Genomic DNA, 14238 nt, shown 5'->3' with positions numbered 1-14238 from the left:
CCGCCACCCTTGGTCTCAGTGCTTGTCCAGCCCCAGCGCATCCAGCCCCTGCTCGAAGCGGATGTCGACCGGAATGTGTGCCTGGTCGAGCCGCTTCAGATCGCCGGCGAGTTCGGCGTCGACCGCGCCCATCTGATCGGTGAGTTGCCGGGCGGCGTCGTAATCGCCGTTGCCCTGGATGGTCAAGAGTTTTTCCGACAGCGCGTTCATCGCCGCGGTCATCTTGTTGAAATCGACGCGATAGCGGCCGGTCGTTTCATCGCGGCTGAACGCGCCCTGCTGCTTGAAGAAATTGAAACGCACCATGTTCGCCTTGGCGTGCGCATCGCTGGCGCCGAAACGCACCGAACGCAGGATGCCGGCGAGAAAGGTGACGTAATTGTTCATCAGCCTGGACTTGTCCAGCTCGCCTTTTTCAGCCAGCTTGCTGACCAGGTACAGGCCGAGCACGTCGGCCTTGCCTTCCTCGAAACTGGAGGCCTGGTCCTTCAGCGCCTTGCGCACCGTGCCCTTGCCGTTCAGCGTTTCCTTGATGCCGAGGCCGTGCGCCACTTCGTGGAACATGGTGTTCTGGAAGAACGCGTCGAAGGTGAGGTTGTTCTGCTGGTCGTCGGCGATCAGCGCCTTGCCGATCGGCAGCATGATCTTGTCGAACTTCGCCTGCATTACGTTTTCCAGTTGCAGGCGGCGCGTGCCCTTCTTCAACTGCACCTGCTCGTCGTTGGGCAGGTTGATCGCAATGGTCTTGGCGCCGACGTTCGCGTCGCCACCGTAGTAGATCGCGAAATAGGCATTGAGGTCGGCATCGGAACCCGGCTTCTCGGCCTTGTAGCGATCGGGCACCGGCAGGCCGCGCTGCAACTCGGGCAGGTACTGGGCGAAGCGTGCCAGCTTCTTGCTCCACGCCTGATCCTTGATCAGCACGTACGATTCGTAGCTGGCCTTGTAACCGTAGAGTTGATCCTCGTAGGTTTCGATCGGACCGATGACGATATCGACCGGGTTGTTCTTCATCGCCATCCAGGCGAAATCGCTGGGCTGGTAGTCATCGCTGAGCAGGGCGGCCGCACGCATCGTCAGGTACTTTTTGAAGCCCGGGTCCCGCGCCAGTTTCGCGGCATCGCGCAGCAGGCCGGCGGCCTTTTCCAGATCGGCCTTGTAGGCCTCGTGATACGGCACGGTGATCAATTGGCCCTGCGCGTCACGCCGCAGCAAGGTGTACAGCGCGGTCTTGTCCGGCAGCGTGGCTTGTTCGAATTGTTCCTTGGTCATGTCGGCGGGATAGAACTGCGCGCCGGCCGGACGTTCGCCGATGCCGTCTACAAAACTCTTGTCGTTGTCCAGCCGGTCCCACGGGCCGTAGTTGATCTCGGCGAATTCGCGCGTGGCGGGGTCGCTGATTTTCTGCAAGAGGGCGCCCTTGTCGCCCCACGCCTGTTGCCAGTAGATCGCGTTCATGCCGTCAGCTGCCTCGACCAGCAGCGCGATCATTTTCTTCTGCTTTGCATTGAACGCGGACAGGTCAGCGGTGAGTTTCACCGTGGCGTAATTGGCCAGATGCTGCGCGACCGCGCCGCTGGTTTCCGCCTGCACGGCGCTACCGGCCGGTGCCGGCGTGGTGGCCGCCGGTGCTGGCGCCAGTTCTTCCTTCGATACCGGCGCAGTGGAGGTCGTGTCATGGCTGGATGAGCAGCCAGCCAGCGCGAGCAGCAGGCACATGGGGAGCAGACGTCGGTACATGGCGATTCCTTGGCGAACGGATGGACCATGGTATCGCGCTGCCCGGCACGTTGCCGCCGGCCACTGACCAACCGCACATGCCACGCCGCCGTGGTTCAGTTATCGTGCCATCCCCTGGTCCCCGGCACAGCCATGCATTCGCCAGCGTCCTCCGCTGAACCGCGCCATCGCGCTGCGCTCGTATTCATCTACGTCACCGTACTGCTGGACATGCTGGCGTTCGGCATCGTCATTCCGGTGCTGCCGCACCTGATCGAGCAGCTGGCCGGCGGCGGCATCGCGAAAGCGGCGTGGTGGGTGGGCATCTTCAGCACGGTGTTCGCGCTGGTGCAATTCGTGTTCGCGCCGGTACAGGGTGCGCTGTCGGACCGTTTCGGCCGACGGCCGGTGATCCTGATTTCCAACCTCGGCCTGGCGGTGGATTTCGTGGTGCTGGCGCTGGCGCCGACGCTGTGGCTGCTGTTCCTGGCGCGCATCCTGCTGGGCATGACCGCGGCCAGCTTCAGCACCGCCAATGCCTATATCGCCGACATCACTTCCAAGGAAAAGCGCGCCGCCGCGTTCGGCATCCTCGGCAGCGCGTTCGGACTGGGTTTCATCATCGGGCCGGGCATCGGCGGCTTTCTCGGCGGCATCGCGCTGCGGCTGCCGTTCTGGGTGGCCGCCGGACTGGCGCTGTGCAATTTCCTGTACGGCTGCTTCATCCTGCCCGAATCGCTGCCGAAAGAGCGCCGCACCGCGCGCATCGAACTGCACAGCGCACATCCGTTCGGTTCGCTGAAACTGTTGCGTCGCTACCCGCAGGTGTTCGGCCTGGCCGTGGTGCTGTTCCTGGTCTATCTCGCGCATTACGTCTTGCAGACGGTGTTCGTGCTGTACGCGGATTACCGTTACAGCTGGGGCCCGCAGGCGGTCGGCTACGTGCTGATGCTGGTCGGCGCCTGCGACGGTTTCGTGCAGGCCGTGCTCACCGGCAAGCTGGCACCGCGTTTCGGCGAGCGCCGCGTGCTGCTGGCCGGCATGCTGTTCGGCGTGGGCGCGTTCCTGGTGATGGGGCTGGCCAACGTCGGCTGGACGTTCCTGTTCGGCATTCCCCTGCTGGCGTTGTGGGGACTGGCCATGCCGCCGATCCAGTCGATCATGACGCAGCAGGTCGATCCGTCCGAACAAGGCCGGCTGCAGGGCGCCATCGGCAGCCTGGGCAGTTTCGCCGGCATCTTCGGACCCTACCTGTTCGCGCAGGTATTTGCGGTATCGATCGCACCGTCCTCGCCCATCCACCTGCCGGGTGTAGCCTTCGTGCTTTCGGCGGTGCTGATGCTGGTGGGTCTGGTGATCGCGGCGCGGGTCACCCGGCGCCTGCCGGCCACCGTCGCATTGAAGCCCGACGCCTCCACCCCCACCGTCTTGCCCGGCGACATGCCTCCCGTCGCCACTGCGCATCCACCTGAACATTCCCACGAACCGCATCCCCACGAACCCCAGGATCACCCATGACATTGTCCATGTACCAGGCTTCCGTACCCGTCTTCGTCCGCGCACTCGGCAATCTCACCCATGTACTGAAGAAGGGCGCGGAGCACGCGAAGTCGAAGAACGTCAGCGACGAAGTGCTGCTGCAGACGCGACTGATCCCCGACATGCTGCCGCTGATCAAGCAGATCCAGATCGCCTGCGACATGGCCTCGCGCGGCGCCGCCCGCCTGGCTGGCGCGGAGCCGCAGAGCTTCGAGGACAACGAGACCACGCTGGAGCAGGCCTGCAACCGCATCGAGCGCGTGGTCGAGTACATCCAGAGCTTCAAGCCGGAGCAGATCGACGGCAGCGAGACCCGCTCCATCGTGATGAAGACGCGCACCGGCGAGATGACGCTCGAAGGCCAGGCCTACCTGCTGGGTTTCAGCCTCCCCAACCTGTTCTTCCACTGCACCACCGCCTACAACATCCTGCGCGAGGCCGGCGCCGACATCGGCAAGACGGATTTCATCGGCCAGGCGTAATCGCAAATTGATGGTCCTGCGGGAGCAGCTTCAGCCGCGACAGCCCAAACGTCGCGACTGAAGTCGCTCCCACAGGGCACGGGCGATCTGCGAGCGTCACGCCTGCGCGATATCTGCGAAAATCCGGTGGCTTGCCCTGCTTTCCGGACCCCTGACGAATGTTGCGACTGACCGACCTCAAGCTGCCGCTCGATCACGGCGAGGCTGCGCTTGCTGCCGCGATCCTCAAGCGCCTGGGTATCGAGGCGGGGGAATTGAGTGGCTACACGATCGCCCGGCGCGGCTACGACGCACGCAAGCGCGGCGCGATCACGTTGATCTACGCGCTGGACATCGACACTCCGCGCGAAGCCGAACTGCTGCAGCGCTTCGCCGACGACGTGCACGTGCAGCCCACGCCCGATACCCACTACCACGTCGTGGCCACGGCGCCGGCGCGGATCGAACACCGCCCGCTGGTGATCGGCTTCGGCCCGTGCGGCCTGTTCGTCGGGCTGATCCTGGCGCAGATGGGTTTCCGCCCGATCATCCTCGACCGCGGCAAGGAAGTGCGCGAGCGCACCAAGGACACCTGGGACCTCTGGCGCAAGCGCAACCTGCATCCCGAATCGAACGTGCAATTCGGTGAAGGCGGCGCCGGCACATTCTCCGACGGCAAGCTGCACAGCCAGATCCGCGACCCGCTGCACCACGGCCGCAAGGTGCTGACGGAGTTCGTCAAGGCCGGCGCTCCCGAAGAAATCCTCTACGTCAGCAAGCCGCACATCGGCACGTTCCGGCTGGTGACGATGGTGGAAAACATGCGCGCCACGATCGAGTCGCTGGGCGGCGAGATCCGTTTCAGCCAGCGCGTCGACGACCTGCTGATCGACACCGATGCCGCCGGCGAACGCCATGTGCGCGGCGTAACCCTGGCCAGCGGCGAGCAGCTTCGTTCCGACCATGTGGTGCTGGCGCTCGGCCACAGCGCGCGCGACACGTTCGAGATGCTGCATGCGCGCGGCGTTTATCTCGAAGCCAAGCCCTTCTCGATCGGCTTCCGCATCGAACACCCGCAGTCGGTGATCGACCGCGCCCGCTTCGGTGCGCAGGCCGGCCACCCGATCCTCGGCGCGGCCGACTACAAGCTGGTGCATCACGGCAAGGGACATCAGGGCAGTCCCGGGCGCTCGGTGTACAGCTTCTGCATGTGCCCCGGCGGCACCGTGGTCGCCGCCGCCAGCGAGCCAGGCCGTGTGGTCACCAACGGCATGAGCCAGTACTCGCGCAACGAGCGCAACGCGAACGCGGCGGTGGTGGTTGGCATCGAACCCTCCGACTTCGCGCCGTTCGACGATAGTGGCAGCCCGCTCGCCGGCATCACGCTGCAACGCGCACTGGAAAGCCACGCCTTCACCCTCGGCGGCGAAAACTACAGCGCGCCCGCGCAACTGGTCGGCGATTTCCTGGCCGGCCGCGCCTCGCGCGAATTCGGCGACGTGCAGCCGTCATACCAACCCGGCGTGACCCTGGGCAGCCTCGACAGCGCACTGCCCGACTATGCGATCGCCGCGATCCGCGAAGCGCTGCCTGCGTTCGATCGGCAGATCAGGGGCTACGCCATGCACGACGCCATCCTGACCGGCGTGGAGACTCGCACCTCCTCGCCCGTCCGCATCAAGCGCGACGACAGCCTGCAAAGCCTCAACACCCGCGGCCTCTATCCCGCCGGCGAAGGTGCCGGCTACGCTGGCGGTATCCTCTCCGCCGCCGTCGATGGCATCAAGGTGGCCGAGGCGGTGGCGCTGAGCATGACGGGGCAATCCGTGTTCAACCCATGAGTTGACTGGGAAAAACAGCCAAAAGGCGAATCACACGGTCCACGCCATGCAAGCCGGCAATTGATTGCTCGTTCCGGTGCCCGCACGTAGCAGTGGTCCATCCGCCATTTTCGTGAAGGAGTCCCCATGTCGACCTCCAACTCTCCCGTCCCCGTCCGCATCGATTTCGTGTCCGACGTTTCCTGTCCGTGGTGTGCGGTGGGGCTGGCGTCGCTGCAGCAGGCGCTAACCAGGCTCGATGGCGAGGTGACGGCGGAGATCCATTTCCAGCCGTTCGAGCTGAATCCGCAAATGCCGCCCGAAGGCGAGGATTCCACCGAACACCTCGTGCGCAAGTACGGCAGTTCGGCGCAGCAGGTCGATGCCAATCGCGAGGCGATCCGCGAGCGCGGCGCGGCGTTGGGTTTCACTTTCAACATGGATCGGCGCACTCGCGTCTACAACACCTTCGATGCGCACCGACTGCTGCATTGGGCCGAACTGGAAGGTCGGCACATCGCACTGAAGCAGGCGTTGCTGCGCGCTTATTTCACCGACGGCGAAGATGTCAGCGCGCATGACACGCTGCTGCGGCTGGCCGGTGAAGTCAGGCTGGATGCGGACCGGGCGCGGCAGATCCTTTCCAGTGATGAGTTTGCCGAGGATGTCCGCGCGCAAGAGGAGTTCTTCATGTCGCGGGGTATCCATTCCGTGCCGGCGACGATCATCAATGGCCAGCACCTGATTTCCGGTGGGCAACCGCCGGAGGCCTTCGAGCAGGCTTTGCGGCAAATTGCGGCAGCGGCTTGAACCGCCGCCGGCTCATGCACCGGCGGCGCCGGACTGCTGCCAATGATGGCTCGGCGACGGGTGGCCCAGCAGGTAGCCCTGGCCCATCTCGCAACCCATCGCCGTCAGGGCGCCGAGCTGGATCTCGGTCTCGATGCCCTCGGCGATCACCTGGATATTCAGCGCACTCGCCAGCGCCAGGATGGCGGCCACCACCGTGGTGCTGGACGTATTGGCGCCCCTGTCCAGTTCCTGCACGAACGCTCGGTCGATCTTCAGGATGCGCAGCGGCAGCGAGTGCAGGTAGCTGAGCGACGAATAGCCGGTGCCGAAGTCGTCCAGCGCGGCACCGATGCCCATCGTGCGCAGGCGATCGAGGGTGGCACGCACACGCTCGGGGTTATCCAGCAAGGCGCCTTCGGTGACTTCGACGACCAGCCGCTCCGGCGGCAGGCCGGTGCGTTCGAGCAACTGGATCAGGCGTCCGTCGAAATCCGCGTGGCGCAGGTGCAGCGCCGAGACGTTGATCGTCATGAAGGTATCCGCGCGATCGTGTTGCAGCAGCAGTTCGCAGCTGAGCTCGAACATGCGCCAGTCGATCGTCTCGACCAGCCCGCTATCCTCGGCGATCTTGAGGAAGTCGTTCGGCCACAGCACACCGCGCTGCGGATGGTTCCATCGGATCAGTGCCTCGTAGCCCATCACCCGGCGGCGACCACCTAGCGCGCAGATCGGCTGGAAGTACGGTTCGAATTGATCGTGCAGCAGCGCCTGACGCAACTCGCCCTCCATCGCCAGCACGTCGACCACGTTCTTTGCCAGCGTTTCGTCGAACAACGCAAAGCGCTTGCGTCCGAGTTCCTTGGCCCGGTACAGCGCGATGTCGGCGTCACGCAGCATCTCGTCGGCTGTCGCGTAATGATCATCGCCGATCGCGATGCCCACGCTGGCGGTCACCTGCAATTCCTTGCCGGCGACCAGCATCGGTGCCGCCAGCGCATCCAGGATGCGCTGCGCCACCGCCGTGGCCGCCGGCGGAAGCTCCTGCTGCTCCAGCAGGACGGCGAATTCGTCGCCTGACAGCCGCGCCACGAGGTCGGGATGGCGCACGCAGTCGGCCAGGCGGGTGGCCACTTCTTTCAACACCTCGTCGCCAGCCAAGTGGCCGAGGCTGTCGTTGATGATCTTGAACCGGTCGACATCCAGGTACAGCAGTGCGCAACGTTGCTGCGGTTCGCGCCGCATCACGGCCAGCACGCGATCGATGCGGTCACGCAGATAGCTGCGATTCGGCAAGCCGGTAAGCGAATCGTGCATGACCTGGTGACGCAACTGATCCTGCATGCGCTCGCGCTCGTTGATCTCCTTGCGCAAGGCCAGCGTGCGCTCTTCGACGCGGTGTTCGAGCTGTTCGTAGGCACGTTTCAGCGATTCGGCGGAACGGCGCCGGGTCAAGCTGTTGGCGATCTGCGAGGCGACAAAGCTGAGCAGTTCCTGGTCGGCCGGGCCATAGACCACGTCGGGCCGATAGCTCTGCACGGTGACCAGGCCGATCACTTCGTCGCCGACGATCAGCGGCACGCCCAGCCAGCACATCGCCGGCGAACCGGAGCGGCCCGGCGCGATCTCGCCGCGGCGATCCAGCTCCTCGATATCGGCGTTGTCCGCGCGCAGTGCCGTGCCACGGCGCAGCACGTACTCGCTCAGTCCGCGTCCCAATGGGCGCTCGGCCGGCGGCATCAGTACAGCGTCCACCGAGTACGGAAAGGTCAGTCGCTGGTGATCGTCGGAGAGCAGCGCGATGAAGAAGTTTTCCGCATTCAGCAGCTCGCCGACCACGCCATGCACGCGGCGGTAGAACGTGTCCTGGTCGATGTCCGCGGTGGCCAGTTCGGCGATCTGGAACAGCGCGGCCTGCAGGTGCTCGGCGCGCTGCCGCTCGAGGATCTCCAGCTGCAGCCCGTGATTGGCCTCGGCCAGTTGCAGCGTGCGCAGCCGCACGCGCTGCTCCAGATCCTCCTTGCCCTGTTTGCGCTCCAGTGCGGTGAGGATGTGGCTGCCGACGAACTCCAGCAGTGCCAGGTCATCGTCGCTGAAGCCGACGTCCGGTCGGTAGCTCTGTACCACCAGCGCGCCGCCGGGCTGGCCGTCGCGCAGCATCGGTACGCCCAGCCAGTCGTAGCTGTCAGCGCCGATCATCGCGACCGGTCCGGGAACCTGGCTGCGTAGTTCCTCGGCATTGCCCATGCGGGCCTTGCCGTCGCGCATCACATACCAGGTCAGCGTGTACTCGATCGCGCTCAACGGCATGTCCTGGCCGCCGCCGGGTGGCATGTCGTCGTTGACGTCGACGAAATACAGAAAACGGACCGTGTCCCGCTCGGCGTTGTGCAGCACGATGAAGAAGTTTTCCGCGTACATCAGCGTACTGACGATGGCGTGGATACCGCGCAGCATGGCTGGCATGTCGCGCTCGGAACCCGCCAGGTCGGAGATGGCGAACAGCGCGCGCTGCAAATTTTCCGAGCGTTCGAGCTGCTCGTGCGAATCCTGCAGGTCGGCCCACTCCAGCGCCCGCCGCAGATGCTGGCCAGCCAGTTGCAGTGGTGCCTGCAGTTCATCGAAAAAGCCGGCATCGGCGTGGGTCGGCTCCAAGTGCAGCAACAACAGCGCCGTTTCGGGTTGCTCGCACAACCGCACCGCGACGCGCTGCCCATCCGGGTGCCATCGCGGGTGGGCAAAGCTGCTGACCCGCTGCAGCCACGCCCGGTCTGCCGGGTCGGTCGGGGTCGATGGCATGCTGTGCCAATCCGCCGGATCATCCAACCCCCACAGCACCCAGGCCGCCTTGCAGCCCGGCCGGGCCTGGGCCAGCGCCGCGATCGCCTCGGCCACCTCATCCGGCGCATGCGCGACGATCAGCCGAGCCAGCCAGCCCAGCTGCAGCGACCCGTCATGCGACGCATGTTTCATCGATCCATCCCCCAGGCCCTGGCCGCCCATGTCGGTTGCCCAGCATACCCCTGCAAAACCGCGCGATGGCGATGGTGCCAGCGCTGTCACCACCCTGCCCGCATGCGGCCGAACACGCAATACCGATAGACTGTTCCTCTTGCAGCCGGCCAGCGGCGTTCGCCGCACCACACGCCCGGTTATTCGCCTCACAGGTTTCCGACCCCGCATGCTCGCCGACGCCACCAAAGACGCCATCCGCGCCGCCTATGCGCGCCTGAAAGACGGGCTGCCGGGCTTCCGCGCCCGCGCGTCACAGGGAAAGATGATCGCGGAGGTGGCCAAGGCGTTCGGCCAGACGGGCGGCGTGGCGGTGATCGAAGCGCCGACCGGCACCGGCAAGTCGATGGCCTACCTGATCGCTGGCGTGGAAGTGGCGCGCTTCCAGAAGAAAAAGCTGCTGATCGCCACCGCCACCGTGGCATTGCAGGAGCAGTTGGTGCAGCGCGATATCCCGCTGTATCTGCAGCTCAACGGCATCGAGGCGAAGGTGGCGCTGGCCAAGGGTCGCGGCCGCTATCTGTGCCCGCGCAACCTGATGATGGCGGCCAACAGCATCAACGACACCGCGCAGATGGGCCTGGCCGGTTTCGATGCCGATCTGGTGCTCTGGACCAAACCACCGCAGGCACGCGACAAGCAGGCGCTGGCAAAATTGCGCGTGGCGTTCGATCACAATGAGTGGAACGGCGACATGGACAGCGCGCCGGAGGCGGTCAGCGACCTGCTGCGGCCGATGATCACCACCAGCGCCGGTGGTTGCACCGGGCGCAAGTGCGGTCAGTTCATGATTTGTCCGTTCTTCGCCGCGCGCCGCGCGGTGGACGACGCCGAGATCATCGTGGCGAACCAGGACCTGGTGCTGGCCGACCTCACCATGCCGGGCGAGGGTGATGGCGGCTCCAGTCCGGCGTGGGGCGGCGTCATCCTGCCGCGGCCGGACGAGACGCTGTACATCTTCGACGAAGGTCACCATGTGCCGGGCAAGGCGATCGACCGCGGTGCCGCCGAGGTTTACATGACCGCCACCGTGCGCCAGCTGAGCCGTCTCGGCCGGCAGGTGCATGCGGCGTATTCGCTGACCGACAAGGAAAGCCTGGGCAAGCTCAGCCTCGACAAGGGCGATGAAAAGCTGCAGGAACTGAGCAACACGCTGGAAGAGCTGGAGAAGGAGATCCGCCTGGGCTGGCTGCCCGATCCGGCCGAGACCGAGCCGATGTACCGCGGTTCGTTGGGCCAACTGCCGGAGCCGTGGGTGGAACACGCGCGCCTGCTCAGCCTGCTCACCGGTGAAGTACAGCGCTGGCTCACCGCCGTGCGCCGCGCGGTGGTCGAGATGACCGACGGCGGCCCCACCCAGGAAGCACTGTCGCGCGAACTCGGCATCGCACTGGAGCGCATCGGCAAGCAGGCCAGCTGTTGGCGTGCGTGGTCCGGCGACGATCCCGACGACGTACCGCCGATGGCGCGCTGGGTCACCCTGGGCGCCGACCAGCAACTGGTCTGCCACGCGTCGTCGGTTTCCGCCGCCGGTCTCCTGCGCAGCGTTCTATGGGGCAACGCCAGCGGCGTGGTGATGACCTCGGCGACGCTGAGCGCGGGCGGCAATTTCCGCGGCTTCGCCGACGCCGTCGGCCTGCCCGACGACGCGGTGACGCTGAGCCTGCCCTCGCCCTTCGACCTTGCCGCACAGGCGCGGCTGGAAGTGCCGGCGATGCGCACCTTGCCCGACGCGCGCGAAGCGCATGCGGAAGAAATCAGCGAGTGGCTGGCCGAAAACCTCGACTGGGACGCGGGCAACCTGGTGCTGTTCACTTCGCGCGTGAAACTCGATCGTGTGTTGCAGAAGCTGCCGATCGCCCAGGTGCGCAAGGTGCGCGCGCAGGGTTCATTGGGCAAGTCGCAACTGGTCGCCGAGCATTGCGCGGACATCGAGGCAGGCAAGGGCAGCACGCTGTTTGGCCTTGCCTCGTTCGGCGAGGGCCTCGACCTTCCGGGCAAGCTGTGCGAGACGGTGGTGATCACCCAGCTCCCGTTCGCGGTGCCCACCGATCCGGTCGGGGCGACCTACGCCGAATGGCTGGAATCGCGCGGGCGCAATCCGTTCATCGAAGTGAGCATCCCCGAAGCCACGCGTCTGCTCACGCAGTACTGCGGCCGGCTGATCCGCAACGAAACCGACCATGGCCGCATCGTGCTGCTGGATCGTCGCGTGGTGACCAAGCGCTACGGCAGCGGCATGTTGAAGGCGTTGCCGCCGTTCCAGCGCGTGATCGAGAGAACCGCATGATCATCCGCCTTTCCGATTGCCCATCCCAGCCATGGAAGAACGGCATGGGTCGCACCCGAGAAATAGCCGTCCAGCCGTCCGGTACCGATGGCGACGATTTTCTCTGGCGCGTCAGCATCGCCGAGGTCGACAGCGCCGCGCCGTTCTCCACCTTTCCCGGCATCGACCGGCAGATCGTGCTGCTGGACGGTGCCGGTTTCACGATGACGCTGGATAGTGAGCGGACACACGCGCTGACGACACCGTTCGCGCCATTCGCGTTTCCCGGCGAGGCAAAAGTGGCGGTGACGCTGACCGGTGGCCTCACCCGCGATTTCAACCTGATGTTGCGTCGCGAACATGCGCGCGGAGGCATCGAGGTGTGGCGGGATACGGGCGCTCGCACACCCGACGACGACGTCGTGCTGGTCTACTGCGCCCGCGGCACGATCGGCTGCGGTGACGCCACCCTGCATCCGGGTGATGCCTGGCGGCCATCACCCGATGCCGCGCCACTGACCCTGCATCCGGACGCACTGGCGCTGGTCGTACGGGTCGAAATCGTGGCCTGACGAATGTCACTACTGTGCGGCGCGGCGGAACTCTATATTCGGCATTCATCGCCGCTACCGGAGCTCCCGCCATGTCCGTGCTGATCCTCGGCCTCATGTTGTTCCTCGGCCTGCATTCGCTGCGCATCCTTGCCGACGGCTGGCGTGCAGGCCAGATCCAACGGCTGGGGCTGAAACGCTGGAAAGGCTTGTACTCGCTGTTCGCCATCATCGGCTTCGTGCTGATCTGCTGGGGTTTCGCACTGGCGCGGCAGCATCCGGTACTGCTGTACGTGCCGCCGATGTGGCTGCGCCACCTCAATGCGTTGTTCACGCTGGTTGCGTTCGTACTGTTCTTTGCTGCCCGCGTGCCGCGCAACCATTTCAAGGCACGGCTGCATCATCCGCAGGTGCTGGCGGTGAAGGTGTGGGCGTTCGGCCACCTGTTGGCCACGGGGATGCTGCACGACGTGGTGTTGTTCGGCGCGTTCCTGCTGTGGGCGATGGCGCTGTTTGCCGCATCGCGCCGGCGCGATCGCCGCGATGGAACGACTTATCCGCCCGGCACGCTGAAAGGCGATGTACTGACCGTGGTCATCGGCCTCGTGGCCTGGGTGATTTTCGCGCTGTGGCTGCACCGGTGGCTGATCGGCGTGAATCCCATGGCGTGATCAACTGCAGGGGTGTCGAGAGTCATCTGCGCATCGCCGTCGACCTGCGCTAAAGTCGGCACCGCCCCCACATCCGCGAGGATCAACATATGGCTGGTTTCCTGCTCTGGCTGTTGCTGCTGGTGTTCTGCTGGCCGCTCGCGCTGCTGGCGCTGGTCCTTTATCCGATCGTATGGCTGCTGGTGCTGCCGCTGCGACTGGTGGGCGTTACCGTGGGCGCGGTGTTCGCCTTCCTCGGTGCGTTGCTGATGCTGCCGGCACGCGTGTTGCGCGGTCATCCGGTCTGAGCGAAAGCGTATCCCTCAGGACGTGAGCAAGCCGCACTCGCCCTCGTGCGAGCGCAATCGCGAACCGATCCTCGCCGTGCTGCGCGACCATTTCTCCGATCGCCGGCAGGTGCTGGAGATCGGCAGCGGCACCGGTCAGCATGCGGTGCATTTCGCCGCCGCACTGCCGCAGCTGACATGGCAAAGTTCGGATCGCGCGGAAAATCTGTCCGGCATCCGCGCCTGGTTCGATGAAGCGGACCTGCCGAACACGCCGCCACCGTTGACCCTCGATGTCGGTGGAACCTGGCCCGCCGGACCGTTCGACGCCGTGTTCAGCGCCAACACGCTGCACATCATGGCGTGGCCGGAAGTGCAATGTCTGTTCGCGCGCCTGCCCGCCATCACCGGTCCCGACGCCATCCTGGTTGTCTACGGCCCCTTCAATTATGGGGGTCGCTACAGCAGCGACAGCAACGCCGCGTTCGATCAATGGCTGAAGGCGCGCGATGCGCACATGGGTATCCGCGACGCCGAGGCCGTCGATGCTCTTGCGAGCGACGCGGGCTTCGTGCTGATCGACGATATCGCTATGCCGGCCAACAATCGCTGCCGCGTGTGGCGCCGCATCCGCGTCTGAATGGCTACCTGCACAAAACCGCCGAACCGGGTACAAAGGCGGCATGAAGTCGATCGATACGCTCACTCCCTGCCCCTGCGGCAATCCCCTCGGATACATCCAGTGCTGCGGCCCCCTGCACGATGGCGCCGTCGCGACCACCGCCGCCCAGCTGATGCGTTCGCGCTACAGCGCCTACGTGCTCAAGCGTGAGGACTACCTGTTGTCCAGCTGGCATCCGGACACGCGCCCGACATCGTTGCGACTGGGCGCGCAGCAACCGCCGCCGACCTGGCTGGGACTGGAGATTCGCCGCCAGCAGGACATCGATGCCGATCACGCCATGGTCGAATTTGTCGCCCGTTACCGCCTGGGCGGTGGCCGCGCGCAGCGCCAGCACGAGACCAGCCGCTTCGTGCGCACGGACGGCCGCTGGTATTACCTCGATGGTGAGTTGAAGAACTGAGCGCTGCGCCCAACGCCACGCCTTCTGTGGGAGCGACTTCAGTCGCGATGCGCTGG

12 protein-coding genes are annotated in these 14238 nt (G+C 65.4%); 10 read left to right on the top strand and 2 right to left on the bottom strand.

Annotated elements, in window-relative coordinates; genetic code table 11:
* Positions 1 to 15: 15 nt before the first annotated feature.
* Positions 16 to 1740: a dipeptidyl-peptidase 3 family protein gene (locus ACPPVV_RS02435; protein WP_426701895.1), complete on the bottom strand. Its 1725-nt coding sequence runs from the start codon at positions 1738 to 1740 to the stop codon at positions 16 to 18.
* A 132-nt stretch (positions 1741 to 1872) separates the two neighbouring features.
* On the opposite strand from ACPPVV_RS02435, the gene ACPPVV_RS02430 reads away from it, so the two are divergent.
* The 4 genes from ACPPVV_RS02430 (at position 1873) to ACPPVV_RS02415 (ending at position 6349) form a co-directional block, all read left to right on the top strand.
* Positions 1873 to 3237: a TCR/Tet family MFS transporter gene (locus ACPPVV_RS02430; RefSeq protein ID WP_426701894.1), complete on the top strand. Its 1365-nt coding sequence runs from the start codon at positions 1873 to 1875 to the stop codon at positions 3235 to 3237.
* On the top strand, positions 3234 to 3740 hold the full coding sequence (locus ACPPVV_RS02425) for a DUF1993 domain-containing protein (protein WP_426701893.1): 507 nt from the start codon (positions 3234 to 3236) through the stop codon (positions 3738 to 3740). The genes ACPPVV_RS02430 and ACPPVV_RS02425 overlap by 4 nt, the downstream gene beginning before the upstream one ends.
* 158 nt (positions 3741 to 3898) lie before the next feature.
* Positions 3899 to 5560, top strand: a complete 1662-nt coding sequence (locus tag ACPPVV_RS02420) for an NAD(P)/FAD-dependent oxidoreductase (RefSeq protein ID WP_426701892.1) — start codon at positions 3899 to 3901, stop codon at positions 5558 to 5560.
* A gap of 126 nt (positions 5561 to 5686) precedes the next feature.
* Entirely contained in the window at positions 5687 to 6349 is a 663-nt protein-coding gene (locus ACPPVV_RS02415; RefSeq protein WP_426701891.1) for a DsbA family oxidoreductase, read from the top strand.
* Between the two features lie 12 nt (positions 6350 to 6361).
* On the opposite strand, the gene ACPPVV_RS02410 is transcribed toward ACPPVV_RS02415, so the two are convergent.
* On the bottom strand, positions 6362 to 9301 hold the full coding sequence (locus ACPPVV_RS02410) for an EAL domain-containing protein (protein ID WP_426701890.1): 2940 nt from the start codon (positions 9299 to 9301) through the stop codon (positions 6362 to 6364).
* Between the two features lie 208 nt (positions 9302 to 9509).
* On the opposite strand from ACPPVV_RS02410, the gene dinG reads away from it, so the two are divergent.
* The 6 genes from dinG to ACPPVV_RS02380 all read left to right on the top strand — a co-directional run bounded on the left by dinG (position 9510) and on the right by ACPPVV_RS02380 (position 14182).
* Positions 9510 to 11630, top strand: a complete 2121-nt coding sequence (dinG, locus tag ACPPVV_RS02405) for an ATP-dependent DNA helicase DinG (RefSeq protein WP_426701889.1) — start codon at positions 9510 to 9512, stop codon at positions 11628 to 11630.
* On the top strand, positions 11627 to 12181 hold the full coding sequence (locus ACPPVV_RS02400; RefSeq protein WP_426701888.1) for a HutD/Ves family protein: 555 nt from the start codon (positions 11627 to 11629) through the stop codon (positions 12179 to 12181). Before dinG ends, ACPPVV_RS02400 begins: the two co-directional genes overlap by 4 nt.
* A gap of 71 nt (positions 12182 to 12252) precedes the next feature.
* Positions 12253 to 12831, top strand: a complete 579-nt coding sequence (locus tag ACPPVV_RS02395; RefSeq protein ID WP_426701887.1) for an NnrU family protein — start codon at positions 12253 to 12255, stop codon at positions 12829 to 12831.
* Positions 12832 to 12920: 89 nt separating this feature from the next.
* The gene (locus tag ACPPVV_RS02390) at positions 12921 to 13118 is read left to right on the top strand and encodes a hypothetical protein (RefSeq protein WP_426701886.1); all 198 of its coding nucleotides are present in this window, start codon (positions 12921 to 12923) and stop codon (positions 13116 to 13118) included.
* A gap of 22 nt (positions 13119 to 13140) precedes the next feature.
* A complete protein-coding gene (locus tag ACPPVV_RS02385) occupies positions 13141 to 13737 on the top strand; it encodes a DUF938 domain-containing protein (protein ID WP_426701885.1) in 597 nt (198 codons plus the stop codon).
* 43 nt (positions 13738 to 13780) lie between these two features.
* On the top strand, positions 13781 to 14182 hold the full coding sequence (locus tag ACPPVV_RS02380) for a YchJ family protein (protein ID WP_426701884.1): 402 nt from the start codon (positions 13781 to 13783) through the stop codon (positions 14180 to 14182).
* Positions 14183 to 14238 lie beyond the last annotated feature (56 nt).

Origin of the sequence: Rhodanobacter sp. Col0626 (assembly GCF_049994385.1) — a bacterium.
In the GTDB taxonomy this organism is placed as follows: Bacteria; Pseudomonadota; Gammaproteobacteria; order Xanthomonadales; family Rhodanobacteraceae; genus Rhodanobacter.
The sequence above is the reverse complement of the archived record's forward strand: the minus strand, read 5'-3'. Positions and strand labels throughout refer to the sequence as shown.

Excerpts from the sequence above, each read along its gene's own strand:
- ACPPVV_RS02410 (WP_426701890.1), bottom strand. The coding sequence starts at position 9,301 with ATGAAACATGCGTCGCATGACGGGTCGCTGCAGCTGGGCTGGCTGGCT.
- ACPPVV_RS02430 (WP_426701894.1), top strand. The coding sequence starts at position 1,873 with ATGCATTCGCCAGCGTCCTCCGCTGAACCGCGCCATCGCGCTGCGCTC.
- dinG (WP_426701889.1), top strand. The coding sequence starts at position 9,510 with ATGCTCGCCGACGCCACCAAAGACGCCATCCGCGCCGCCTATGCGCGC.
- ACPPVV_RS02400 (WP_426701888.1), top strand. The coding sequence starts at position 11,627 with ATGATCATCCGCCTTTCCGATTGCCCATCCCAGCCATGGAAGAACGGC.
- ACPPVV_RS02395 (WP_426701887.1), top strand. The coding sequence starts at position 12,253 with ATGTCCGTGCTGATCCTCGGCCTCATGTTGTTCCTCGGCCTGCATTCG.
- ACPPVV_RS02425 (WP_426701893.1), top strand. The coding sequence starts at position 3,234 with ATGACATTGTCCATGTACCAGGCTTCCGTACCCGTCTTCGTCCGCGCA.
- ACPPVV_RS02420 (WP_426701892.1), top strand. The coding sequence starts at position 3,899 with ATGTTGCGACTGACCGACCTCAAGCTGCCGCTCGATCACGGCGAGGCT.
- ACPPVV_RS02435 (WP_426701895.1), bottom strand. The coding sequence starts at position 1,740 with ATGTACCGACGTCTGCTCCCCATGTGCCTGCTGCTCGCGCTGGCTGGC.
- ACPPVV_RS02415 (WP_426701891.1), top strand. The coding sequence starts at position 5,687 with ATGTCGACCTCCAACTCTCCCGTCCCCGTCCGCATCGATTTCGTGTCC.
- ACPPVV_RS02390 (WP_426701886.1), top strand. The coding sequence starts at position 12,921 with ATGGCTGGTTTCCTGCTCTGGCTGTTGCTGCTGGTGTTCTGCTGGCCG.
- ACPPVV_RS02380 (WP_426701884.1), top strand. The coding sequence starts at position 13,781 with ATGAAGTCGATCGATACGCTCACTCCCTGCCCCTGCGGCAATCCCCTC.